This window comes from Micromonospora sp. NPDC047527 (genome assembly GCF_040643015.1).
In the GTDB taxonomy this organism is placed as follows: domain Bacteria; phylum Actinomycetota; class Actinomycetes; order Mycobacteriales; family Micromonosporaceae; genus Micromonospora.
The window spans coordinates 1,546,659-1,569,328 of record NZ_JBEYTK010000001.1 but is presented as its reverse complement, the minus strand read 5'-3'; the positions used below and the strand labels follow the sequence as shown (position 1 = coordinate 1,569,328).

Annotated in this window: 21 protein-coding genes and 1 riboswitch; of the genes, 8 read left to right on the top strand and 13 right to left on the bottom strand. The window is 72.4% G+C overall.

What is annotated here, in order from left to right; all coding sequences use genetic code 11:
* Positions 1–137: 137 nt before the first annotated feature.
* Together ABZ808_RS06995 and ABZ808_RS06990 are read left to right on the top strand one after the other, a co-directional pair.
* Complete coding sequence (locus ABZ808_RS06995; RefSeq protein WP_357001981.1) at positions 138–641, top strand: SigE family RNA polymerase sigma factor; 504 nt, start codon at positions 138–140, stop codon at positions 639–641.
* Positions 638–1,390 carry a hypothetical protein gene (locus ABZ808_RS06990; protein WP_357002806.1) on the top strand — a complete coding sequence of 251 codons (753 nt, stop codon included), beginning with the start codon at positions 638–640 and terminating at the stop codon, positions 1,388–1,390. The genes ABZ808_RS06995 and ABZ808_RS06990 overlap by 4 nt, the downstream gene beginning before the upstream one ends.
* 31 nt (positions 1,391–1,421) lie before the next feature.
* On the opposite strand, the gene ABZ808_RS06985 is transcribed toward ABZ808_RS06990, so the two are convergent.
* Positions 1,422–4,232: an ATP-binding protein gene (locus ABZ808_RS06985; RefSeq protein ID WP_357001979.1), complete on the bottom strand. Its 2,811-nt coding sequence runs from the start codon at positions 4,230–4,232 to the stop codon at positions 1,422–1,424.
* Positions 4,233–4,534: 302 nt separating this feature from the next.
* On the opposite strand from ABZ808_RS06985, the gene ABZ808_RS06980 reads away from it, so the two are divergent.
* Positions 4,535–6,289 carry a M28 family peptidase gene (locus tag ABZ808_RS06980; RefSeq protein ID WP_357001976.1) on the top strand — a complete coding sequence of 585 codons (1,755 nt, stop codon included), beginning with the start codon at positions 4,535–4,537 and terminating at the stop codon, positions 6,287–6,289.
* Between the two features lie 63 nt (positions 6,290–6,352).
* Here ABZ808_RS06980 and ABZ808_RS06975 read toward each other — a convergent pair whose 3' ends face one another.
* Positions 6,353–7,051 (bottom strand): SDR family oxidoreductase, encoded by a 699-nt coding sequence (locus tag ABZ808_RS06975; protein ID WP_357001973.1) that lies wholly within the window; start codon positions 7,049–7,051, stop codon positions 6,353–6,355.
* 162 nt (positions 7,052–7,213) lie between these two features.
* On the opposite strand from ABZ808_RS06975, the gene htpG reads away from it, so the two are divergent.
* Both htpG and ABZ808_RS06965 read left to right on the top strand, forming a co-directional pair.
* Positions 7,214–9,130, top strand: coding sequence for a molecular chaperone HtpG (gene htpG / locus ABZ808_RS06970; protein ID WP_357001971.1), 1,917 nt, complete (start codon positions 7,214–7,216; stop codon positions 9,128–9,130).
* A 219-nt stretch (positions 9,131–9,349) separates the two neighbouring features.
* Positions 9,350–9,522: riboswitch (cyclic di-AMP (ydaO/yuaA leader) on the top strand.
* 1 nt (position 9,523) lies between these two features.
* A complete protein-coding gene (locus tag ABZ808_RS06965; protein ID WP_357001968.1) occupies positions 9,524–10,198 on the top strand; it encodes a transglycosylase family protein in 675 nt (224 codons plus the stop codon).
* Between the two features lie 87 nt (positions 10,199–10,285).
* On the opposite strand, the gene ABZ808_RS06960 is transcribed toward ABZ808_RS06965, so the two are convergent.
* The 3 genes from ABZ808_RS06960 to ABZ808_RS06950 form a co-directional block, all read right to left on the bottom strand.
* Positions 10,286–10,636 (bottom strand): hypothetical protein, encoded by a 351-nt coding sequence (locus tag ABZ808_RS06960; RefSeq protein ID WP_357001966.1) that lies wholly within the window; start codon positions 10,634–10,636, stop codon positions 10,286–10,288.
* Positions 10,637–10,762: 126 nt separating this feature from the next.
* Positions 10,763–11,950: a DNA polymerase IV gene (dinB, locus tag ABZ808_RS06955; RefSeq protein WP_357001962.1), complete on the bottom strand. Its 1,188-nt coding sequence runs from the start codon at positions 11,948–11,950 to the stop codon at positions 10,763–10,765.
* A 57-nt stretch (positions 11,951–12,007) separates the two neighbouring features.
* Positions 12,008–12,445 (bottom strand): VOC family protein, encoded by a 438-nt coding sequence (locus ABZ808_RS06950; RefSeq protein WP_357002804.1) that lies wholly within the window; start codon positions 12,443–12,445, stop codon positions 12,008–12,010.
* A 94-nt stretch (positions 12,446–12,539) separates the two neighbouring features.
* Here ABZ808_RS06950 and ABZ808_RS06945 point away from each other — a divergent pair, with 94 nt between their 5' ends.
* The gene (locus tag ABZ808_RS06945) at positions 12,540–13,517 is read left to right on the top strand and encodes a YafY family protein (protein ID WP_357001959.1); all 978 of its coding nucleotides are present in this window, start codon (positions 12,540–12,542) and stop codon (positions 13,515–13,517) included.
* Here the strand turns inward: ABZ808_RS06945 and ABZ808_RS06940 are convergent.
* From ABZ808_RS06940 to ABZ808_RS06925, 4 genes are all read right to left on the bottom strand, one after another.
* Positions 13,409–14,005, bottom strand: a complete 597-nt coding sequence (locus tag ABZ808_RS06940; RefSeq protein WP_357001957.1) for a GNAT family N-acetyltransferase — start codon at positions 14,003–14,005, stop codon at positions 13,409–13,411. The two genes, ABZ808_RS06945 and ABZ808_RS06940, sit on opposite strands and share 109 nt — an antisense overlap.
* Complete coding sequence (locus ABZ808_RS06935) at positions 14,002–14,523, bottom strand: N-acetyltransferase (RefSeq protein ID WP_357001955.1); 522 nt, start codon at positions 14,521–14,523, stop codon at positions 14,002–14,004. Before ABZ808_RS06935 ends, ABZ808_RS06940 begins: the two co-directional genes overlap by 4 nt.
* Before the next feature lie 424 nt (positions 14,524–14,947).
* Positions 14,948–16,522, bottom strand: a complete 1,575-nt coding sequence (locus ABZ808_RS06930) for an FMN-binding glutamate synthase family protein (RefSeq protein ID WP_357001953.1) — start codon at positions 16,520–16,522, stop codon at positions 14,948–14,950.
* Positions 16,523–16,652: 130 nt separating this feature from the next.
* Positions 16,653–17,783: an N-acetylmuramoyl-L-alanine amidase gene (locus tag ABZ808_RS06925; RefSeq protein WP_357001950.1), complete on the bottom strand. Its 1,131-nt coding sequence runs from the start codon at positions 17,781–17,783 to the stop codon at positions 16,653–16,655.
* Between the two features lie 201 nt (positions 17,784–17,984).
* Here ABZ808_RS06925 and ABZ808_RS06920 point away from each other — a divergent pair, with 201 nt between their 5' ends.
* Positions 17,985–19,016 (top strand): hypothetical protein, encoded by a 1,032-nt coding sequence (locus tag ABZ808_RS06920; protein ID WP_357001948.1) that lies wholly within the window; start codon positions 17,985–17,987, stop codon positions 19,014–19,016.
* 209 nt (positions 19,017–19,225) lie between these two features.
* Positions 19,226–20,503: an MFS transporter gene (locus ABZ808_RS06915; protein WP_357001946.1), complete on the top strand. Its 1,278-nt coding sequence runs from the start codon at positions 19,226–19,228 to the stop codon at positions 20,501–20,503.
* Between the two features lie 19 nt (positions 20,504–20,522).
* Here the strand turns inward: ABZ808_RS06915 and ABZ808_RS06910 are convergent, their stop codons facing one another.
* The 4 genes from ABZ808_RS06910 to ABZ808_RS06895 form a co-directional block, all read right to left on the bottom strand.
* Complete coding sequence (locus tag ABZ808_RS06910) at positions 20,523–20,909, bottom strand: VOC family protein (protein WP_357001943.1); 387 nt, start codon at positions 20,907–20,909, stop codon at positions 20,523–20,525.
* A gap of 38 nt (positions 20,910–20,947) precedes the next feature.
* The gene (locus ABZ808_RS06905) at positions 20,948–21,367 is read right to left on the bottom strand and encodes a YchJ family protein (protein ID WP_357001941.1); all 420 of its coding nucleotides are present in this window, start codon (positions 21,365–21,367) and stop codon (positions 20,948–20,950) included.
* Positions 21,368–21,404: 37 nt separating this feature from the next.
* Positions 21,405–21,989, bottom strand: a complete 585-nt coding sequence (locus ABZ808_RS06900) for a class F sortase (protein WP_357001938.1) — start codon at positions 21,987–21,989, stop codon at positions 21,405–21,407.
* 109 nt (positions 21,990–22,098) lie between these two features.
* A complete protein-coding gene (locus ABZ808_RS06895; protein WP_357001936.1) occupies positions 22,099–22,584 on the bottom strand; it encodes a hypothetical protein in 486 nt (161 codons plus the stop codon).
* Between the last annotated feature and the right edge of the window lie 86 nt (positions 22,585–22,670).

Below are 22,670 nucleotides of genomic sequence, written 5' to 3'. Positions count from 1 at the left end.
CTCTCCCCTCGCACGCCGCTCTGGCGTCACGCGGGAGATAAGACGAGTGGACCCCCTCGAAAAGTTGATCTCGCGCAGACGCAACTTTTTGCCGGCCCCGTCCGTCGGTAACGGTGTGGCACGGGGGAGGGGTCGGCGTGGCCCGGGGTGACGCGGAGTTCGTCGAGTTCGCGCGAGCGGCGTCCGCGCGGCTGGTGCACGCCGCGTTCCTGCTGACCGGCGACCACCACCAGGCCGAGGACGCCGCGCAGACCGCGCTCGTCCGCACGTACGCGTCCTGGTCGCGGATCCGCGCCGACGACGCCTACGGGTACGCCCGCCGCACCCTGCTCAACCATCTGGTGGACGGGTGGCGGCGTCCCCTGCGGGAGTACCCGACCGAGGAGGTCCCCGAGCAGCGGCGGGCCGACGTGGCCGACGAGGTGGCGACCCGGCGCTGGCTGACGGCCATCCTCGGCGCGCTCAGCCCCCGGGAGCGGGCGATCATCGTGCTGCGCTACTACTTCGACCTTCCGGAGGCGCAGGTGGCCCAGGAACTGGACATCTCGGTGGGCACGGTGAAGAGCACCAGTTCACGGGCCCTGGAGAAGCTGCGCGCGACCCAGTCGCGGGCGGCCGACAACGAGACGGCGTGCCGATGAGCGAGGTCGACCGGCTGCGCGACGCCATGCGGGCGACCGAGCGCCCCGACGCCCACCTCGACCTGACGGTCATCATGCGCGAGGGACGGCGGTTGCGGACCCGCCGCCGGGTCGCCGGAGCCGGGGCGGCGACGCTGGCGGCCGGGCTGGTCGCCGTGATCGCCGCGGTGGCGGTCGGCATCCGGCCGGGCGACCCGCCGACGGTCGAGCGACCGCCGCCGGTCGCGGTCGCTCCGCTGCCGGTCGGCGTCTCGCCGACCGTGTCGACCTCGCCCGAGCCACCGCCGCCGACGACGATGGCCAGCGACACCCCGAAGCCGCTGGGACTCCTCGTCGACAGCGGGATCCGACACGGCACCGAGCAGCGGGTCTACTACGTCGTCACGGTGAGCGTGCCCGGCCAGCCCCGGGTGAGCATCGGGCTGGCCGCCGGCCGGCGCGCTCCGGACGGCACAGTGACCACGGACATCCTGGTCAACGACGTCGAGGGCGACGACCGTCGCCCCGGGTTCCACCAGATCGGGTACGACGAGCGCGGCGCGGACGCGCCGGTGCCCACCTTCGGCTACTTCGTCGGCCCGGCGCACCACGTCGTCGGCACCGTGGACGGCCGGCAGGTCAGCGCCCGGCTGGCCCACTGGAGCGTCGACAAGCAGGTGGTGATCTTCTGGTTCGACCCGGCGGAGCTGACACCGGGGGACCGGCTGGACGGCATCATCGCCCGCGACGCCAAGAACCGGCGGCTGTGACGCGCCGACCGTCGAGCGGTGGACCCGGCCCTCAGGCCTGGGCATCCAGCCGGCGCTCGATCGTCACCGTCGTGCCCTCGCCGGTGGAGACCATCCGCACGTCGCCGTAGGCGTTCATCAGCAGCGCGCCGCGGCCCCGGTCCATGGCCGGGCGGCGGTCCCGCCAGGTGCCGAAGTCGCGTACCGAGATGCGGACCAGGCCGTCGCCCACCCGGAGCCGGACCCGCACCTCGGGGCGGCTGGGCCGCTGCGCGTGCTCGACGGCGTTGTTCATCGCCTCCGACGCGGCGAGCAGCAGGTCCGCGAGCACGTCCGGGTCGACGTCCAGGTCACCCAACACCTGCCGGACGTCACGGCGCATCGCCGACGCCGAGGTGGGCGCCGACGGGTACGCCCACCGGACGTCGACCGTGCCACCGAGCCCGGACCGGTCGGCCTCCGGGACCACGGACGCGGCGTCGTTCAGCCCACCGGCGGCGACGCCGGCCGGGTTGGCAGCCGGTGCGGTCGGGGTGGGCTCCGCGAGCGCCGGTGCCGGCGCGACGGGGGCGTCCCCGAGTGGCGCCGATGCCGGGCCGCCGGCCGGGTCGCGGTGGGCGCGGGCGCGTCGGATGGCGGCCCGGACCCGGGCGATCAGCTCCGCCGCGGCGAACGGCTTCACCAGGTAGTCGTCGGCGCCGAGGTTCAGACCCGCCGCGCTGGCCTCCTCGCCGGCCCGCGCCGAGAGCACCAGCACCGGCAGCGCCCTGGTCGCCTCGTCCGCGCGCAGCCGGCGGACCAGGTCGAAGCCGTCCAGCACCGGCATCATCACGTCGGTGAGCACCAGGTCGGGCGGCTCGCGGTGGATCGCGTCGAGGGCCTGCTGCCCGTCGGTGACCGACCGCACCCGCCAGCCCTGGCCGGTGAGCAGCCGACTCAGGTACGCCCGCATGTCGCTGTTGTCGTCGGCCACCAGAATCCGCGCCCCGGCCAGTTCGTCGGTCTCCGGCCCGGACACCGCGGCGGGTTCCGCGACGCCGCCGTCCGGGTCGGTGAGCCAGCTCGTCGCGTCGTGGACGGCGGCGTGTGCCGCGGCGCCCTGCCCGTTGGGCGCCGGCCCGGTCATGGCCGTGGGCCGTGCCGCCGCCCAGGGCAGGGCGACGGTGAAGGTGGTGCCGACACCCACCCGGCTGGTCACCCGGATCTCGCCGCCCTCCAACCGGGCCAGCTCCTGGACCAGGGCCAGGCCGATGCCGGTGCCCTCGTAGCTGCGCGAGCGGGCGCCCTGCACCCGGCGGAAGCGCTCGAAGAGCTTCGGTAGGTCGTGGTCGGCGATCCCGATGCCGCTGTCGGCGACGGTGAGGCGTACCTCGTCGTCGTCGGCGTCCACGGCGACCCGGATCCGCCCGATGAACGTGTACTTCAGGGCGTTGGACAGCAGGTTGGTGACGATGCGCTCCCAGTTGACCGGGTCCACCGTCACCGGCCGGGGCAGCGGCGGGCAGTCGACGTCGAGCGTCAGGCCGGCCCGCTCCACGGCCGCCCGGAACACGCCGGCCAGCTCGGCGGTGAGCGCGGCGAGATCGACCATGCGGGCCTCGCTGCGTGCCCGTCCGGCCTCCAGGCTGGAGAAGGTGAGCAGGCTGTTGACCAGTGTCAACAGCCGGGTGGCGTTGCGCCATGCGGTCTCCACCCGCTCCCGCTGCACGGGGGCCAGCGGCGCGGCGGAGTCGCTGAGGGCGTCGGCGAGGGGGCCGAGCAGGAGGGTCAGCGGGGTACGGAACTCGTGGCTGACGTTGGTGAAGAAATCCGTCTTCACCCGGTCCAGTTCGGCCAGCGCCTCGGCCCGACGTCGCTCCTGCTCGTACTCCCGCGCGTTGCGCACCGCCACCGAGACCTGCTGGGCCAGCAGTTGGTAGAAGGAGCGGTACGCCTCGTCCAGCTTGCGGTTGGGGCTGACGCCGGCGAGCAGGACGCCGAGCGGCTCGCCCTCGGCGGCTGAGGGCAGCGGCAGCGCCAGCGCGGTGCGGACCGGGTCGCCCCACGGGCCGGCGGGCAGGGGCAGGCGGTCCGCGATTCCGGCCACCTCGGTAGGCCGACCTCTGGCGGCGTCCGGCAGGCCCCAGACGCGGACGGCCGGGCCGGGGTCGGCAAGCTCCACGGCGTCCGGCAGCACCTTCGGCACCGTGGAGTGACCCGGCTCGCCGCCGACGCAGGCGATCCGTCGCAGCACCGCCCCGTCGCGCAGGTAGATCGCGGCGAACGGCACGTCCAGTGGGTGGCCGCCGATCGCGTCGATCAGCCGGGCGCAGGTGGCGTCCACGTCGACGGTGCGCCCGTCGCCGCCCAGGGACAGGTCGCGCAGCAGGCGCAGCCGCCGTTCGCCGACGACCTGCTCGGTGACCTCGCTGCACACGGTCAGCACGCCGACCGTACGGCCGTCGTCGTCGCGGGCCGGGGCGTGCGAGACGCTGAAGTGCGCCTCCTCGCGGTAGCCGGCGCGTTCCAGCAGCACCCGCAGGGCGGGCACCCAGCTCGCCACCCCGGTCGCCATGGCCTGGTGGACCAGTGGGCCGAGGACGTCCCAGCCCTCGGCGAGGGTCACCCGAACGTCGTCGCCGAGCGCGGCGGGGTGCTTGTCGCCGATCAGCGCCGCGTACGCGTCGTTGTAGAGCTCGGTGAAGCTTTCACCCCAGAGCAGCAGCATGGGGTAGCGGGAGGAGAGCACCATCCGGACGGCGGCCCGCAGGCTCTGCGACCAGCCGGCCACCGGGCCCAGCGGGGTGGCGGCCCAGTCCAGCTCCGCCATGAGCCGGCCGGTGTCACCACCGTCGGTGAACAGGTCCCTGCTGGGTCGTTTCACGCTCGACCCGGCCTCATCGCAAGCCCCCGTTCCGGGCCTGATGACCCCTGCTGGTGGTACGTACCCATCCTGGCACCTCCCCTCACCTGTGCCGACGTCGGCACCCGCCTGTCCCACTGCCGGGCGGGTGTGGGCTCGCGGGTGCTCGGCCCGGGGGAGGAGGCGCGAGTTGGTGATACCGGCGGGCGGCTGCGTGGTGGTATGTCCGGCGTCGAGCCGGTGGGGTTGGGACGAACGACCGATGCCTACGGAATAGATATCTGTAATTGTCTCGGTATCTCTCCAACCCCCGAGGAGCCCCCATGAGAGGCAGAACGCTGAGCGCGGCAATCGCGCTCACCGTGTTCGCCGGGACGGTGACGCTGGCCGCCCAGCCGGCAACCGCGTCACCCACCACCGGAACGGCAGCGGCCCGGCCGATCGCCGCGTCAGCAGCCGTCCTGGCAGCGCCGGACATCTCCATCACCAACGTCCAGGCGCACCTGACCCAGTTCGGCTCCATCGCCAGCAGCAACGGCGGCAACCGGCGGGCCGGCTCGGCCGGCTACACGGCCTCGCTCAACTATGTGAAGAACAAGCTCCAGACGGCCGGCTACACCGTCACCGAGCAGTACTGCTCCAGCTGCACGTACCCCTCGAACAACCTCATCGCGGAGTGGCCCGGCGGCCCGACCGACCAGGTGGTCATGTTCGGCGCCCACCTGGACGGCGTCTCGGCCGGCCCGGGCATCAACGACAACGCCACCGGCTCGTCCGCCCTGCTGGAGAACGCCCTGGTCCTGGCCGCGCAGAACCCGACCATGACGAAAAAGGTCCGGTTCGCCTGGTGGACCGACGAGGAGCAGGGGCTCAACGGCTCCCGGTTCTACGTCAACTCGCTCAACACCACCCAGCGCGGCTACATCAAGGGCTACTACAACTTCGACATGGTCGGCTCGGTCAACGGCGGCTACTTCATCAACCGGGTCACGTCCACCACGGCGGCGCCGCTGAAGGCGTACTGGGACTCGCTGGGGTTGCAGCCGGAGGAGAACGTCGAGGGCCAGGGCCGCTCCGACGACTACTACTTCCAGCAGGCCGGCATCCCCACCTCGGGCTACGCGGCGGGCGCCAGCGCCCGCAAGACCAGCGCCCAGGCGGCCAAGTGGGGTGGCACCGCCAACTCCGCGTACGACCCCTGCTACCACCGTGCCTGTGACACCACCGCGAACGTCAGCGCCACGGTGCTGAACCGGGCGGCCGACGGCGTCGCGTACGCGCTGTGGGAGCTGGCTGTGGGCGGGGGCACGCCGACCAACGACTTCTCCGTCGCGGTCAGCCCCACCACCCGTACCGTGGCCCGGGGCGCCAGCACCACCGCCACGGTGACCACCGCCACGACCTCCGGGTCGGCGCAGTCGGTGAGCCTGTCCGCCTCCGGGGCGCCCAGCGGGGTGAGCGTCTCCTTCAGCCCGTCCTCGGTGACCTCCGGCGGCTCGTCGACGATGACCCTGACCGCGTCGGCAAGCGCGGCGACCGGCACCTTCACCATCACGGTCACCGGCACCGGCTCGGTCACCCGCACCGCCAGCCTCACCCTGACGGTGACCGGCACGGGCGGCTGCGCCGGCGGCCAGGTGATCGGCAACGGCGGCTTCGAGAGCGGCACCACGCCGTGGACCGCGTCCTCCGGGGTGATCACCAACTCCAGTAGCAAGCCGGCCCGGACCGGGTCGTACAAGGCGTGGCTCAACGGGTACGGCAGCACCCGCACCGAGACCCTGTCCCAGTCGGTGACCGTGCCGGCCGGGTGCGCCAGCTACACGCTGTCGTTCTGGACGCGCATCGACACCGCCGAGACCACCACCTCCACGGCGTACGACAAGCTGACCGTGCGGATGGGCTCGACCACGCTGGTGACGTACTCGAACCTCAACGCCTCCAGCAGCTACGTCCAGCGCACGCTGAACGTGGCCGCGTACGCCGGGCAGACGGTGACGCTGACGTTCACCGGCACCGAGGACTCGTCCCTGCAGACCAGCTTCGTGATCGACGACGTGACGCTGCAGGCGAGCTGACCGCGTACCCCGTCAAACGGGCCGTCGCCGGTGTTCCCGGCGGCGGCCCGTCGCCGTCACGGGTCAGGGCAGTTGCGGGTAGAGCGCGCCCACCCCGCCGGCGAGCCCGGCCTGGACCTGCCGACTGATGTCGTCGGCGACGATCTCGTACGCGTCGGACTCGATGCCGTCCACCCCGATCCGGGCGATGACCGCCGGGTCGGACTTCGGCTGGGTGACGGCGGCGGCCATGTCGGTGTCCATGTAACCGACGTGCAGGCCGGCGACCCGGACGCCCCGCTCGGCGAGCTGGGCGCGCAGCGCGTTGGTCATCGCCCACTCGGCCGACTTCGCGGCGCCGTAGGCCGCGTGCCTCGGGAAATTCACCCAGGACAGCACCGAGAGCACGTTGAGGATCGTCCCGCCGCCGTTGCCGACGATGACCGGCTCGAACGTCCGGATCATCGACAGGGTGCCCAGGTAGTGGGTCTCCAGTTCGAGTCGGATGAGGTCCAGGTCGCCGTCGAGCAGGTTGGTTCCGGAGTCGATGCCGGCGTTGTTGATCAGGAGGTTCACGTCGCCGGCGAGCTGGGCGGCGGCGGTGACCGAGGCGGGGTCGGTGATGTCGAGGCGCACCGGCGTCACGCCGGGCAGGTCGACGGTGTCCGGGTTGCGGGCGCCGGCGTAGACGGTCGCGCCGCGGGCGACGAGTTCGGCGGCCAGGTGCCGGCCGAAGCCGCGGTTGGCGCCGGTGACGAGGGCGGTGCTTCCAGCGATTTTCATGGGCGTCACGCTAGCCGACCTGACTTCTGTTAGGCAAAGTCAGGTAGGTCACGAGAGTCGCCCACCTGGATCGGGAATATGACCCGGACGCGGGCACGACCCAACCGGTGACGACTCGTATCCTGTGCGCGAACCTCCGCACGAGCCGAGAAGGGAGACGGTGTGAGCAACCAGGCCGAGACGTTGGAGTTCCAGGCCGAGGCGCGTCAGCTCCTGCAGTTGGTGGTCCACTCGATCTATTCGAACAAGGACGTCTTCCTGCGGGAACTCATCTCGAACGCGTCCGACGCACTGGACAAACTGCGACTGGCCACGATGGTCGACAAGGACCTCGTCGCCGACACCGACGACCTGCACGTGACCATCGAGGTCGACCGGGACGCCCGCACCCTGACCGTCCGGGACAACGGCATCGGGATGACCCGCGACGAGGTCGTCCAGTTGATCGGCACGATCGCCAAGTCCGGCACCGCCGAGTTGCTGCGCCAACTGCGGGAGTCCGCCGACGCTCGCGCCTCGCAGGACCTGATCGGCCAGTTCGGTGTCGGCTTCTACGCCGCGTTCATGGTCGCCGACCGGGTCACCCTGCTGACCCGCAAGGCCGGCGAGACCGGCGGCACCCGCTGGGAGTCCACCGGCGAGGGGACGTACTCGATCGAGGCGGTCGACGAGGCGCCGCAGGGCACCACGGTGACGCTGCATCTCAAGCCGGCCGACACCGAGGACAACCTGCACGACTACACCGCCGAGTGGACCATCCGGGAGATCGTCAAGCGATACTCCGACTTCATCGCCTGGCCGATCCGGATGACCGTCGAGCGCCCCGGCGCCGACGGCGCGGACGCCACCAGCGAGGTGCAGACCCTCAACTCGATGAAGGCGCTCTGGGCGCGGCCCCGCGACGAGGTCGACGCCGCCGAGTACAACGAGTTCTACAAGCACGTCAGCCACGACTGGGCCGACCCGCTCGAGGTCGTGCACATGAAGGGCGAGGGCACCTTCGAGTACGAGGCGCTGCTGTTCCTGCCCAGCCACGCCCCCCTGGACCTGTTCTCCCCGCAGGGCCGTCGAGGCGTCCAGCTCTACGTCAAGCGCGTGTTCATCATGGACGACTGCGAGGCGCTCGTCCCGACCTACCTGCGCTTCGTCAAGGGTGTGGTCGACGCGCACGACCTGTCGCTGAACATCTCCCGGGAGATCCTCCAGCAGGACCGGCAGATCCAGATCGTCCGCCGCCGCCTGGTGAAGAAGGTCCTCGCCGCGGTCAAGGACCTCAAGGCCAACCACGCCGAGCGCTACCGGACCTTCTGGACCGAGTTCGGCGCGGTGGTCAAGGAAGGCCTGATCGACGACACCGACAACCGCGACACCCTGCTGGACATCCTGTCGGTGGCCTCCACCCACGACCCGGCGGAGCCCACCGACCTGGCCGGTTACGTGTCCCGGATGAAGGACGGCCAGAGCGACATCTGGTACGCCACCGGCGACTCCCGGGCCACCATCGAGAACTCCCCGCACCTGGAGGCGTTCCGGGCCAAGGGCCACGAGGTGCTGCTGCTCACCGATCAGGTCGACGAGGTGTGGGTCGAGCGGGTCGGCGCGTACGACGGCCGGCCGTTGCGGTCGATCGCCAAGGGTGAGGTCGACCTGGACACCGACGAGGAGAAGCAGCAGGCCGAGGCCGAGCGCGAGCAGCAGCGGCAGGAGTTCGCGGCGCTGGTGGACTGGCTGGGCACCACCCTGGCCGACAGCGTCCGGGAGGTCCGCCTGTCGTCGCGGCTCACCACCTCACCGGCCTGTGTGGTGGGTGACGCGCACGACCTCACGCCGACCCTGGAGAAGATGTACCGGGCGATGGGGCACGAGATCCCATCGACGAAGCGCATCCTGGAGATCAATCCCGGTCATCCTCTGGTCGCCGCGCTCCGCAAGGCCCACGAGCAGGGCGATTCCGCCGAAACCCTCACCGAAACCGCCGAGCTGCTGTACGGCCTGGCGGTGCTCGCCGAGGGCGGTGACCTGGCCGACCCGGCCCGCTTCACCCGGACGCTCGCCGATCGGCTGGCCCGTACCTTGTAGACCGTTTTCTCCGGCCGGCGGCCGCCCGAACAGTCGGGCGCCGCCGGCCGCTTCAGTCGACCTGATCGGAAACGGTCCATCGTGGTCACTTCACAGGTCGGCGGGGTTCGCAACCGCTGAGCGCGCCGCTCAGCGTGGCCCGGTGAAGAACTTCACAGCGGTTGGGCGATCGTCATCGACCGTGCCTAACGTCGGTCGGGTTCGCCACAGCGGACGCCACGGCCGGCAACGCCAAATCCTGCCCCCGGTCGTCGGAACCCAGTCACCCGGGCAGGAGCGGGGGACCCAACGTTCCTCGGTGCATCGTCACCTCGGGGTGAAGCCGCCACCGCGCGGCCGGGCTCCTCGGCCCGAACCCGACAGCTCACCTCGCCGGCGTGGAGGAAGCTCACCATGACGTCTGTCTACACCCCCCGTCATCGACGGGTCACCACCCGCCGCCTCGCCGTCGGCACCCTGGCCGTCGGCGCGGTCACCGGCGCCGTCGCGCTCTTCGGGCCGGCGGCCCCGGCGCAGGCCGCGGTCAACTGGGACGCGATCGCCAAGTGCGAGTCCGGTGGCAACTGGAAGATCAACACCGGTAACGGCTACTACGGCGGTCTGCAGTTCGCGCAGAGCACCTGGGCCGGTTACGGCGGCAAGAAGTACGCCGCCCGCGCCGACCTGGCCAGCCGCGGCGAGCAGATCGCCATCGCCGAGAAGGTGCTCAAGGGGCAGGGCATCGGCGCGTGGCCGACCTGCGGCAAGAAGGGCGGCTCGTCGAGCGGCTCCGCCACGAAGTCGACGAAGTCCACCTCGAAGTCGTCGAAATCCACGTCGAAGTCCGACAAGACCACCAAGCCCACCCAGCGGTCGTCGCGCGGCGAGCAGCCGGCGACCCGCAACCACGAGCGCACCACCCCGGCGGCCAGTGGCGACACGTACGTGGTGAAGCCGGGCGACACGCTGTCCGAGATCGCGCAGAGCCACCGGCAGGCCGGCGGCTGGCAGGCCCTGTACGAGCGCAACCGGCAGCTGGTCGGTGCCGACCCGGGTCTGATCTTCCCGGGTCAGCGGCTCAGCCTCTGACGGTTGACACACGAACGCTCGGCCGGGTCACCGGCCGAGCGTTCGTGTGTGTCGTGCTGTCAGCCCGGATGCCCGTGCGGGCCGCCGTCACGCCGCCGAGACGGACGCCTTCGGCCCTCGCTGCGACGCCGCCGGGCCGGCGTTCCAGCCCCAGCGGGGGGCGGGCACGGCGGCCTCCCCGGGACGGTCCGCGCCGCCGTCGATGGGAGCCTCGGCCGAGTCGTGGTTGCTACGGGACAGGCGCAGCGACTGCTCGGCGCCGTTGCGGGCCGCGCACGGCCAGGACTGCCCGGCGCACTGGAGGTTGCGGCAGAGACCCTCGTCGTCCGGCTCGTGGGCGCTGAGCACATCCACCGCCAACTGCCAGAGCAGAGGGTCGGTCACGTCGTGCGGGCGTTCGGTGCGACGGCTCGGTCGGTTGCTGGTGTCGTCGGACATCGTGTGGGTCCCCCCTTGTCAGGCTGTACCCCCCAAGGGTCACCTGTCAGCCGCTGGCTAAACCGCCGACCTGCTGTGATGTGTCTCCGATCGCAGCTTGAGCAGGTGGAAAAGCACGCGGACCGGTCAATCTGGCAGCCGCGGCATCTCGACGCCCGGGTCCCGGCCGAGCAGCACCGCGCGGGTGAGCGCCGTCGACCCGAACCGGTCACGGACCGCGTCGACCGCGGCGTCCAGGTCGGCTCCCGGGGTGGCGTCGAACGGCAGCTCCGGTTGAACCGGGTTGTCGTCGAGGTTGCCCACCGACACGCCGATCAGCGTGACGCCCCGCCGGCCGACCTCCGGCAGCGCCGTCCGGAGCAGCGCCCGCGCGGCGGCCAGCAGGGGTGTGGTGTCCGCGGTCGCCTTGCCCAGGGTGTGCGAGCGGGTGGCCCGGGTGTAGTCACCGAAGCGCAGCCGCAGCATCACCGTGCGCCCGGATCGACCGGCCGCCCGCATCCGCCGGGTTACCCGGTCCACCAGGCCCGCCAGGATGGCGTCCAACTCCGCGGGCGCGTGCGGGGTACGACTCAACGCGTGCTGCGCGCCCATCGAGCCGCGCCGTCGGCCGACCTGCACCCCCCGCGGGTCACGATTGTGGGCCAGGGCGTGCAGGTGCCGGCCGGCGCCCGCCCCGAGCAGGGACACCAGCGCCGCCTCGCCGAGGCGGGCCACCTCCCCGACGGTACGGATCCGCCGCTCGCGCAACTTCGCGGCGGTGACCGGGCCGACGCCCCAGAGCCGTTCCACAGGCAGCGGGTGCAGGAACGCCAACTCGGCGTCCGGCGCCACCACCAGCAGCCCGTCCGGCTTCGCCACCCCGCTGGCCACCTTCGCCAGGAACTTCGTCCGGGCCACACCCACCGTGATCGGCAGGTGGACCTGTTCACGGACCTCCCGGCGAAGCCGCTCGGCGATGTCGGCCGGCGCCCCGGCCAGCCGGCGCAGGCCACCCACATCGAGGAACGCCTCGTCGATGGAGAGCCCCTCGACCAGCGGTGTGGTCTGCCGGAAGATCTCGAACACCGCCCGGCTGGCCCGCGTGTACGCCGACATCCGGGGCGGCACCACTATCGCGTCCGGGCACAGACGACGCGCCTGCTGGCCGCCCATCGCGCTGCGGACGCCCCGTGCCTTCGCCTCGTAGCTGGCCGCGAGCACCACGCCGCCGCCGACGATCACCGGCCGCCCGCGCAGGCGTGGGTCGTCACGCTGCTCGACGGACGCGTAGAAGGCGTCCAGGTCGGCGTGCAGGATGCTGGCCCCGGGTGACACGTACATATGTTCGCATGGCGTCCGGCCGTCATGGCAGTGAGCTGGGCGAACGCCCGATCAGTCGAGGCAGAATTCGTTGCCCTCGGGGTCGGCCATGATGATGTGGCCGGCGCCCAGCGGGGGAGCGGGTTCGTGGCGACTGAGCCGTGTGGCGCCGTGCGAGACGAGTCGTTCGGCCTCCGCCTCCAGGGCCCCCATCCGCTCGTCACCCTCAAGCCCGGGAGCAGCCCGCACGTCGATGTGGACGCGGTTCTTCACCTGCTTGTGCTCCGGAACCCGTTGGAAGAACAGACGCGGCCCCGAGCCGTCGGGATCGACCACCGCCGAGGCGTCGTTACGGTTCTCCGGGGGCACTCCCATCGCCTCCAGCGCCTGCTCCCATGACGCGAAGTCTCCGGGCGGGCCCTGCACCTGGTAGCCGAGCGCCTCGGTCCAGAATGTCGCCAAGCCGGCCGGGTCGGCGCAGTCGAACGTGATCTGCATGTCGCGGGCCATGGCAGCTCCCTGTTTCCTGGTCTGGTCGGTCATGATCCCAGCCTCCCCCGGATCGCGGACAGGATCGTTCCGCATCGTGTGCAACGATCGGCGGGTGACCGTCGAGGGGACGACCGAGCGGGTGCTGCGGTTGCTGGGGCTGCTCCAGCGGCGGCTGTCCTGGACGGCCGCCGAGCTCGCCACCGAGCTGGGGGTCACCGGCCGCTGCGTACGCCGCGACGTGCAGCGACTGCGGGCGCTCGGCTATCCCGTGCACGCGGCCCCCGGTGTCGGCGGCGGCTATCAGCTCGGCGCGGGCACCCGGCTGCCGCCGCTGCTCCTCGACGACGAGGAGGCGATCGCGACGGCGGTCTCCCTGCGGCTCGCCTCGGGCGGCACGGTGGCCGGGGCGGGTGAGGCAGCCCTACGGGCACTGGCGAAGCTCGACCAGGTGATGCCGTCGCGGCTGCGGGCCGAGGTGCGGGCGGTGCACAACTCCACGGAGACGCTCATCGGCCCGGTGCCCGAGATCGACGCGGAACTGCTGGTGACGCTCGCGCGTGCCTGTCGCGACGCCGTGCGGGTGCGGTTCACCTACGCCGGACGGGCCGGTGGGGAGCGGGAACGCACGGTCGAGCCGATCCGGATGGTCACGACCGGCCGCCGCTGGTACCTGATGGCCCGGGACGTCGACCGCGACGACTGGCGCACGTTCCGCCTGGATCGGATGCGGACCGCGGTGGCGACGACCTGGCGCTTCCGGACGGGCGAGCATCCGGACCCGGTCGCCTTCGTGCAACGGTCGGTGACCGAGGCGCCGTACCGGTATCTCGCCCGGGTCCGGGTGCACGCCCCGCCCGACCGGGTGCGGGAGTTGGTGCCGCCGCAGGTGGGCCGCGTCGAGGATGACGGCGACGGGTGGTGTGTGCTGGTCGTCGGCGGGGAGAGCCTGGACTGGATCGCCGCGCACGTCGCACGCCTGAACTACGAGGTCGAGGTGCTGGAGCCTCCCGAGCTGCGCGAGGCCGCGGGGCTGCTCGCCCGTCGCCTCGCGGCGCTGGCCAGCCCGACGTCGGAGCCCGGCGCGCGGTGACGCAGCGTGTAGTGGCGCAGCGACACCGGGCCGCCGTCGGGAGCGGTCCATGGTGCCGTGCTGGTGCCGACACACCGCCATCCTGCGCGCTCGTACAGCGCGGCGGCCGCGGTGTCACCGGAGGCCACCTCCAGCACCAGGTCCGTGGCGCGTTTGTCCGCCCACTGGCGGGCCCGGTCCAGCAGCGCGCTGCCCAGCGCCAACCCCCGGGCTTTTGGCACTACGAAGAGACGAGCCACCTCGGCCGTCGGCTGGGCCAGCGGCCCGCCCGCCGGGTCGGGCACCCGATGCACGGCGATGTGGCCCACGACGGCAGCGTCATCATCGACGGCGACCCAGGCCCGCGCCGGGTGCGGCTCGCGGAGCCAGCGGTGCGGGTCGGCGGGCCAGTTCAGCGGGTACCTGTCGACCCGGTGAACCTCGGCGAGCGCCGCGACGCAGCCGTCCAAGTCGGTGGCGCGCCGCCGCCGGATGCGCGGTGGGTTCACAGGTCGTCGAACGGGCTGGCGTAACGGAACTCGCCCCGGATCGACTCGTTCCACGCGTGCAGCGGTCGAGCCATGAAGTACTGCGGCCCCCACGGCTGCGGTGGGGTGACGCCCAACTCGACGGCGGGTCGGAACCCGAAACGCGGGTAGTAGTCGGGGTGCCCGAGCAGCACCACCAGCGGCTCGTCCCGCGCGTCGGCCGCGCCGAGCACCGCGTGCATCAACGCGCTACCGACCCCGCGCCGCTGCGACCCGGGCAGCACACCGACCGGTCCCAGCCCGAGCGCCACCGGCTGGCCGGCCACCCGACCCCGGGTGGCTACCACGTGCCCCACCACTTGGCCGTCCGAATCGGTCGCTACCAGGGAGTACGCGGGCAGCCAGCCCTCGTCGGCGCGCAGCGCGTCGACCAGCGTCGCCTCGACCGGTACCCCGTCACCGTCGGCCTTGGCGAAGGCAGCGGAGTGCACCGCCCGAATGGCGTCGACGTCGGCGGGTGTCTCGCGTCTGATCAGCACCGCGCCACCATAGGCACCCTGTGTCGACGGCTCCACGTGTTTATCGGGCGTCATCGTGTGGGCGGCCGTGCACCCGGGCGGCTGCCTGGAGCCGAGCCCGGCTGGGTGGGGGAGGTACCGCTAAAACGGCTGATGTCTCTGAGGCATCAAAATGTCTCAGAGACATCAAGCTCACGGGGGGAACCCCGCCCCCGCTCCCGGCCTCACCCCCGGCCCCGGCCCCGGCCACGCCTACGCCTTCGGCCGCGCCCTCGGCCACGGCTTCGCCCGCGCCCACGGTCGCCGATCAGCACCACGAGGGGCCGGTCCGGGTGGGAGAAACTTCGCGCGCCAGGCCCGCGCCTACGGCCAGGCCCACGGCTTCGGCTCCGGGCATCGAGTGAGGTCAGGCTGGGGCTGCGCCAGGGGAGGCCAGCCCGGGACCTCAGCCGACGGCGGTGGCTGACGGCGGGGCACTACCGCCCTGGGGCGCCTCCGGGACCATCAGCCGGATGATCTCCGCCTGATCGGCGGGGGAGGGCAGGCCCCAGTCCGGCTGGTAGCCGTACACCTCGTGCAGTGGGGTGGAGCCGGTGCGGCCGTCCAGGATCTCCACGGCGTCCGTACCGATCAGGCCGGGGTGTTCCACACCGCACGCCTCGGCGACCGTCGTCAGGTCCCGGCGCAGCGTCCGCAGGTAGTTGGCCGCCCGGTGCGACTTCGACGCCGGGTCCAGGCCCCGGGCCAGCCATGCGTTCTGCGTCGCTACGCCGGTGGGGCAGGTGTCGGTGTGGCACTTCTGCGCCTGGATGCAGCCGATCGACAGCATCGCCTCCCGGCCGACGTTGACCAGGTCGCAGCCGAGCGCGAACGCCACGATCGCGTTGTCCGGCAGGCCGAGCTTGCCGCCGCCGACGAACACCACCCGCTCGTGCAGGTCGTGCTCGGCGAAGACCTTGTAGACCCGGGAGAAGCCCTGCTGGAACGGCAGCGACACCGAGTCGGTGAAGATCAGCGGTGCGGCGCCGGTGCCGCCCTCGCCGCCGTCGATCGTCACGAAGTCGACGCCCCGGCCGGTGTCCCGCATCAGGGTGGCCAGTTGCTCCCAGAAGCCCAGGTCGCCGACCGCCGACTTGATGCCGACCGGCAGGCCCGTCTCGGCGGCCAGCAGTTCCACCCAGTCGAGCAGGCTGTCGCAGTCGGAGAACTCGGCGTGCCGGGACGGGCTGACGCAGTCCTGCCTGGCCGGGATGCCCCGGGTGGCGGCGATCTCGGCGGACACCTTCGCACCAGGCAGCAGCCCGCCGAGGCTGGGCTTAGCGCCCTGGCTCAGCTTGATCTCCAACGCCTTGACCGGAGCGCCGACGACCAGGTCCTTCAGCCGGTCGAGGCTGAAGCGGCCGTGCTCGTCGCGGCAGCCGAAGTACGCCGTGCCGAGCTGGAAGACCAGGTCGCCGCCGTTGCGGTGGTACGGCGACAGGCCGCCCTCGCCGGTGTTCTGGAGGCATCCGGCGAGCGCCGCACCCTTGTTCAACGCGGCGATGGCGTTGCCGGAGAGCGAGCCGAAGCTCATCCCGGAGATGTTGACCACCGACTCCGGCCGGAACGCGCGGGCGCGTCCCCGGGCCGCGCCGAGCACCTTGGCGCAGGGCAGCCGCACGTCGTGCCCGGCGGTGGGAGTGGACGGTGGCACGGCCCGGCCGAACGTGCGGTGCTTGATGATCGGGTAGCCGGGGGTGTACTCGATGTCGTTGTCCGTGCCGAAGCCGAAGTAGTTGTTCTGCTGTTTCGCCGACGCGTACACCCAGCGGCGCTGGTCGCGGGTGAACGGCCGCTCCTCGTTGTTGCCGGCCACGATGTACTGCCGAAGTTCCGGCCCGATCGCCTCCAGCAGGTACCGGGCGCGGCCGAGCACCGGGAAGTTGCGCAGCAGCGCGTGGTCGCGCTGGATCAGGTCGCGTGCGGCGAGCGCGGCGACGGCGGCGGTGACGACAGGTACGGCTCGACGGGCCCATCTCATGCCGGCACTCTTTCCGTCTGCGCCTCCGGCCAAACCGGCGCGACGGCGAGAGCGCCCTGCTCAGGCCGCTGACACGCTCGGCCGAGGCCGAGGCCGAGGGCGGCGCGGGTTCGCGCCGCCCTCGCGCGGATCAGCGGTGCTGGAACGACTGGCGGACCGTCCCGCCGACGACCGTGCACCACGTGCTGGTGCTGAGCTTGCCGTTGCGGGGCAGCCCGTGCAGCCCCTGGAGGTCCTGCACGGCACGGCGGGTGGCGTGGTCGTACGCCCCGGTGACGGTGACCGCGTACCCCTTGGTGGCGAGGATTTCCTGCACGGCGGTGACCGGCGGGCCGGCGGCGTGCTGGTCCAGCTCCGGCACCAGGGTCTCCCAGGTGGGCGCGGTGAGGGTGGCGTCGACGTCCACCGGGAGGCCGTTGCGGGCCTGCCAGTCCTGCACGGCGGCCACGGTCGCGGCGTCGAACGTGCCGCTGACCGTCACCGGGTAGCCGCGGAACGCGAGCAGGTGTTGCACCACGCGGACCGACGGGGAGTTGACGAAGCGCCACAGGTCCGGCCAGCGGCGTGCCGGCACGTCCCCCAGCCGAGTGCCGAGGGCGGCGAACACCCGTCGGCGCAGCGCCGGGAACTCCCGGTAGAAGGCGGCTCCCGGGCACTCGGTGGTGCGGAAGTCCCAGTGGCCGAAGATGTCGTGCGCGTGCAGACCGTACTGCCGGCAGACGGCGACGCAGAGCTTGACCAGTGAGTCGGTCAGGGCCTGCGGCGGAGTCTCGGTGACGTAGGTGCCCTCGTTCTCGATCCCGATAGCCCGACCGTTCTCGCCCGGGCAGTGCGCCGAGATCATCTGCCGGTCGCCGGCCTCGAGGCGTTCCAGGCTGCCCCGGCGGCCCTCCAGTACGTAACCGCCCCGGCTGACCGTGAAGTGTTGGCCGGTGTCCGACCATCCGTTGCCGTCCATGTGCAGGTCCTGGCAGTCGTGTGCCAGCGTCACGGCCTGCTCGCGGGAGTAGTCGGTGACGTTCGGAAATGCCATGTGGTGCACGATGATCTTGTTGGTGGCGATGGCGCTGACCGACAGCGGGTCCTTCGGCGGGCGGGCGTCCCACTCGTCGCAGCTGATGATCCAGTCCAGGTCGGCGCCGGGGCTGGCCTGCGCGGCGCTCGGGAACGCGAGTTCGCTCCCGACCACGGCGACCGTGGCGGCGCCGAGACCGGCCCGCAGTAGCGTCCGGCGGTCCACTTCGGAATGGTCGACGTGCATGACATCTCCTCCTGCGGCCGCGGCGGGGATGAAAACTAGCTCCAGTGGCCGCACTCGCCACGGAGGATATTGCCAAGGCGTGGCCGTGCGCTAGAGCCCGCGCACTCCTCGATCACATCGCTGGGTGGTGGCGTTTCCGAATGTGACGGTGGGGGTAGGTCGGGGGCCGACCGTCCGGCTGCCACGCGTGGAGGAGACCCGATGAGAGACAACGTCAGCGATGCGGTGGGTGACGCCCTGCGCTCGGTGATGCTTTTCCTGCCCAAGGCCGTCGCCTTCGTGGCGATCCTGGTGGCCGGATGGCTGATCGCCAAGGCCGTGCGCAAGATCGTGGACAAGGTCCTTGAGCGGGTGGGCTTCGACCGCGCCGTCGAGCGCGGCGGCATCCGCCGGGCCCTGAGCCGCTCCCGGTACGACGCCAGCGACCTCGTCGCCAAGCTCGTCTACTACGGGCTGCTGCTGGTCACCCTCCAGATCGCCTTCGGCATCTGGGGGCCGAACCCGGTCTCCGACCTGATCGCCGGCGTCATCTCCTGGCTGCCCCGGGCATTCGTCGCGATCGTCATCGTGGTGGTCGCGGCAGCCATCGCCAACGCCGTCAAGGATCTCATCGGCGGCGCGCTCGGCGGCCTGTCGTACGGTCGGGTGCTGGCCACCATCGCGTCGGTGTTCATCCTCGGCCTGGGCGTCATCGCCGCGCTGAACCAGATCGGTGTGGCGACCGCGGTCACCACGCCCGTACTGATCGCCGTGCTGGCCACGGTGGGCGGCATCCTCGTCGTCGGGGTCGGCGGTGGGCTGATCCGGCCGATGCAGGGCCGCTGGGAGTCCTGGCTGACCCGCGCCGAGCAGGAGTCGCAGCAGATCGCCGCGCACGCCCGTGCCTACCGGGCCGGTCGCCGTGACGCCGAGGCCGAGTTGGCGCGGCCGAGGGCCGCCGCCTCCGACCCGGAGTCCACCCAGGTGGTGACCCTCCCGGCCGACCCGGAGTCCACCCAGATCGTGACCCGGCCGACCGACTCGGAAGCGACCCAGGTGGTCGCCCGGCCGACCGACCCGGACGCCACACAGGTGGTGCGCCCATCGACGGACGCCGACACGACCCAGGTGGTGCGCCCGTCCACCGACGGCGACACGACCCAGGTCGTCAGCGGCGCGGTGCCCGGGCAGCGCACCAGTGACGACGCCGAGACCACCACGGTTCTCCCGCCGGTGGACCCGAAGCGACGCTGACCGGCAGCCGGACGGCGGGGCGGGATCCGTGCGGATCCCGCCCCTTCTCGTCGCCTCCGGCATGCCGAAAGCGCTGGCCGGCGTGGCCCGGCCGGTCTAGCATCGCCGACATGACCTGGCGACATTGATCCAGTGCCGTAGGCCGATCCCGTGGGCCGCCACGGGCACCGCACGTCCGGTGTCCGTGTCCACTCCCACGGGAAGGCCCCATGACTCACCTCGCCTCGCGCGTGCCCGACCCGGCGGTCCGCCGCCTGACGGTCACCCTCTACGGGTACGCGTTCCTCAGTGACCTCGTCCTGCTCTACCCGCTGTACGTGGTGCTCTTCGCCGACACCGGCCTGTCGGTGGGGCAGGTCTCGTCGCTCTTCGTCATCTGGTCGGCCGCCGGCATCGTGTTCGAGGTGCCGTCGGGCGCCTGGGCCGACGTGGTGTCCCGCCGGCTGCTGCTGTGTCTCGCCCCGCTGGTCACCGCCGCCGGGTACGCGCTCTGGGTGCTGGTCCCGTCGTACCCGGCGTTCGCGGTCGGGTTCCTGCTCTGGGGCGCCGGGGCGGCGCTGGTCTCCGGCGCCCTGGAGGCGCTGGTCTTCACCGAGTTGGACCGGCTCGGCGCGGCCGGCCGGTACGCCCGGGTGCTCGGTCGGGCGCGGACGGCCGGCGTGCTGGGCGTGGTGGTGACCGGGGTGCTCGCCGGCCCGGTGCTCGCCGCTGGCGGCTACCCGGCGGTCGGCGCGGCCAGCGTGCTCGCCTGTCTGCTCGCCAGCGCGGTCGCCCTACGGTTTCCCGAGCACCGCCCGCACCCGTCCGGCCCGTCGCCGTCCGGCCTGTCGCCGTCCACCCCGGACTGCGACGAGGGCGACCTGGGTTGGTGGGGCACGGTGCGGGCGGGCGTGACGCAGGTCCGCACACGTCCACCGGTGCGGGCCGCCGTGCTGCTGGTCGCCGTGGTGGCCGCCGACTGGGGTGCGCTGGACGAGTACACCCCGTTGCTGGCACTGGACACCGGCGTCGGGGCGCCGACCGTGCCGCTGTTGCTCCTGCTGCTCTGGGCCGGGGTGACCATCGGCGGGCTGCTCGCCCCGGCGGGGGAGCGGCTGGGCGTCCGGGGCTACGCCGCGCTGCTCGGCCTGGTCGGCGTCACGTTGGCCGGCGGCGCCCTGACCGGGCACCCGGCCGGGTTCGTGCTGCTCGCGGTGGCGTTCGGGGCCGCGCAACTGGCCACCGTGCTCGCCGACGCGCGATTGCAGGCCAGCATCACCGGCAGCAGTCGGGCCACGGTCACCTCGCTGGCCGGGATGGCCACCGACGTGCTGATCATCGTGACGTACGCCGGTTACGGCCTCGTCGCCACGGCGGCCGGTAACGCGGTGGCGTTCGCGGTGGTGGCTGGGGCGTACCTCGTGATGGCTCTGGTGCTGGTTCGCCGCCGCCGCCGAGCGGCCGTGCCCACCGGCGTCGTCGCGGCCGGGGCGCGCGGCCCGGACTGACCGGTCGGGCGACGTTCGCTCAGCTCGCCAGGTGCAGGAACGACCACTGGTGGCCGTCGAGGTCCCGGAAGCCGCGCATGTACATCGGCCCGCTGTCCGTCCCCGAGCCGAGCGGCTCGCCGCCGGCCACCACCGCCCGGTCAACCAGTTCGTCGACCCGTTCCCGGCTCGCGACGGAGATCCCCACGACGACCTCCCGGCTGCTCTCCGTGTCCGTGGCCGCGACCCCCGTGTACCTCTCGAAGGCCGACCGGACGTGCAGCATCAGCCGGGTGCTGTCGGTGACGGTGAGCGCCATGCTGTCCCCCTCCGGCCCGGCCTGGTCGCTGCTGAAACCGAGCGCCCGGTAGAACTCGGCGGCGGTGGTCAGTTCGCGCACCGGCAGGTTGATGAACGTCAGGGTCATCGGTGGTCTCCGTTCGACTCCAGTGGTGCCTTCCAGCGTCAGGGCTGATCGCCGTCGAGGTAGACCCAACGGCCGTCTTCGCGGACGAACCGGCTGCGTTCGATCATCGTGCCGGGCTGGCCGGCGGCCCGGTAGTGAGCGTGGAACGTCACCGTGCCGGTGGCGTCGAGCAGGCCGCCCCGCTCGGTCTCGACGATCTCCAGCCGGGTCCACCGCTGCCCCGGGTCCAGTTCCAGCCGGGCCGGCCGGGTCGAGGAGTGCCAGCTGCGCAGCAGGTAGCCGCTGTCACCGAGGGCGAAGGCGCTGAACCGGGAGCGCATCAGCGCCTCGGCGGTGGGCGCCTGCGCGCCGCCGCCGTGCACCGGCGAACAACAATCGGCGTACGCCCGGCCAGATCCGCACGGACACCCCTGTCCCACTGTCGCGCCCGCCCGGCGGCGCCCCGCACCCTTGCCCACACCGCCATCCTGCCGCACCTCCGACCGCAGGCGCTGGTCAGGCCGTGCGGGTGGCGAAGACGACGACGTTGTCCACATAGTTGCCGGTCGTGGCATCGAACCGGCCACCGCAGGTGATCAGGCGCAGCCCGGCGGCGTCCGCCGGGCCGTAGACCAGGCCGCTGGGAAAGCGGTCCTTGGGGTACGCCTGGACGCCGTCCACGGTGAACGTGGTGACCCGGGCGTCGGCCCGGGTGACCTGGATCTCCTGGCCGGCGCGGAGCAGGCCGAGGTCGAAGAAGACCGCCGGACCGGCCGGGGAGTCGACGTGTCCCACCAGGACGGCGTTGCCGGTCTCGCCGGGGCTGGCCCCGTGCCGGTACCAGCCGGCGACGGTGGGCCGGTCCAGTGGCGGCACCTCCAGCACCCCGGCGGCGTCCACGCCGACCGGGACGATCTCGGCGTGGACGTCGATGGCGGGGATCCGCACCCGTACCGGCGCGGCGCGGTTCAGTGGCGCCAGGTCCGGTGCGGGGTGGGTGCGCCTCGGCGCGTCGGCCGGCGGTCGCGGTGGCCGTGCCGGGCCGCCGGTGAGACCGACGGTGACCAGTCCCAGGCCGGACAGGCCGACCACGGCGACCACAGCCGGTAGGGTCCGCCGCCACCACACGTGCTGACCTCCGGATCGTCGGGGTGCCCGTGCCGGTGTCACCGGCACGGGCACCCGTCTCAGGGATGGAGCGGGCCGCCGGTCAGGCGACAGTGGGCACCGGGCGGCGCCGGCGGTACAGGATCAGCGCCCCGCCAGCGGCGGCGCCGAGCAGCGTGCCTCCGGCGGCGAGGGCGCCGGTGTCGCGGCTGTCGCCGCCGGAGCCGGCCGGTGCGCCGCCGATCGGGGTGACGGTGAACGTCGCGCTGCCCGCCGAGCTGCCGTCGCCGCAGGTCGCGGCCACCGTGTAGGTGCCCAGGGTGAATCCGGCGGTGAAGAGTTCCGCGCTCAGCCCGCCGCCAGCGGCGGCCGTGGTGGATCGGACGTTCTGGTCGCGGTTGGGCCCGGTGACGCGGAAGATGGCGTCACCCGACTTCGGGTTGCAGGTCGTCGCGGTGAGCACGACAGTCCCCCCGACCGGGGTGGTGGCCGGTGACACGACAGTGTCGGCCAGTGCGGCGCCTGGCAGCAGAAGCGTGCCGAGGCCCACGCCGAGCGCCGCCGAACAGAGTGCTGTTGAGACCTTCATACGCGTCTTCCCTCACTTTTCGTCCGCTGACTGCGTGGGACGTCGTTCGGGTGGCCAACTCCGTGACGAGCACCGGTGTGCCCAAC